Here is a 1,311-nt window from a genome sequence, read left to right as displayed (position 1 = left end):
TAAAGCCGTCGAGATCGTGGAGAGGGTGAAAGCCAGCAAGGGATTCACGTCCCGCGAGGCTGCAATCAACGCGATCCTAGAGCGGATCGGGGACGATATGTTTCTGCAACAGGAGTTTCTGGCCGTGAGTGGATAAGAAAATGCCCGGCTCGAAGCCGGGCACCCTCAAAACCGCTTAGTGGGACAGTGCGCCAACACTGAACCTACAGACAATTTCCCACTTAGCGGTTTTCGGACTTCGGTTCAAGGGCGCTTGATTCGCGCAACGGGATTTTTTTGCCTGTCTCCCGGCCCTTCGCAAAGGAGGGACGACGATGAGTGACACCAGAAGAAAAGGGCCGCTGGCGATCGGGGAGCTGACCCAGCAGCTTTTCGGCCGAGCCTATGGCGACCGTAGCCGGGGCGGGAAGCACATCACCAAGGCCCGCGTGCGCGGCGGCAGCAAGGAAGCCGGGAGCGACGTAGAAAAGGGCTTCCTCGCGGCGCGAGACACCAAGACGCGCAAGGGATGCTGGCGTGCGATCAATCTGGCGTTTGAAAAGGGCCGCGCCCTGCGCGCGGAGCTGCGGCGCGAGCCGCGCGAGATAACGCAGTTCGAGCACTATTGCATGAGCATCACCAATTCCACGATCCGGGTGTATCAAGCCCTGTTGCGGATGGAGGAGCGTTTCAGGGGCAACGTGGTGCCCAGCTATGAAATGATAGCCGAATGGGCGACCGTCTCTAGGGCCACCGTCGCAAGGGCCTTGAACGCCCTTACCAGCATCGGCTTGCTGGCGCGCCTGCGGCGCTACGTCCACACCGTCACAGAGGACGGGGCGCGATCAGAGCAGACCTCCAATGCCTATCGGGTGGAATTGCCGAGGATGCTTCTCGAATTGCTCGACCGGCGCAAGCGCCCTGCCCCGGTGCCCGACGACGAGGCCCAGCGCCTACAGGACCGGCTTGAAGATGAGGCTTGGATGCTCTCCCGGTTGAGCAAGGCCGATTACATACGGGAGACGACGACATGCAAGGCCACAGCGGAGGCCCTAATCAGCCTATGGAACGGCATTTGCGCCCGTGATGGCGTTGTCGCCTAGCCGTGAGTCTCATAATGGTTCTGAACCTCCCCTTGAGTTTATTTATCTAAGGTGATGCGGAGTTGCGCTAGTCGCGCAACGCTTAATTGAGACTGTTTGAACACCAAAAAGGGGGTAAGGCTCCGATTTGGGGAGCTGACATGCGTGTCCATTCGGGGCGCGGATAGCGGCACTCTGTAAAACTGCGGGGCAGCGACCAAATATGCCTTGCGATGGAGGCCATTTTAGC

1 protein-coding gene is annotated in these 1,311 nt (G+C 59.6%); it reads left to right on the top strand.

The features are described from left to right. The first annotated feature begins 314 nt into the window (after positions 1-314). A complete protein-coding gene (locus SPHV1_RS03395; protein WP_006954207.1) occupies positions 315-1,082 on the top strand; it encodes a helix-turn-helix domain-containing protein in 768 nt (255 codons plus the stop codon). The last annotated feature ends 229 nt before the right edge of the window (positions 1,083-1,311 follow it).

Origin of the sequence: Novosphingobium sp. KN65.2, assembly GCF_001368935.1 — a bacterium.
Taxonomy (GTDB): Bacteria; Pseudomonadota; Alphaproteobacteria; order Sphingomonadales; family Sphingomonadaceae; genus Novosphingobium; species Novosphingobium mathurense.
This window is presented reverse-complemented; position numbering and strand designations above follow the sequence as displayed.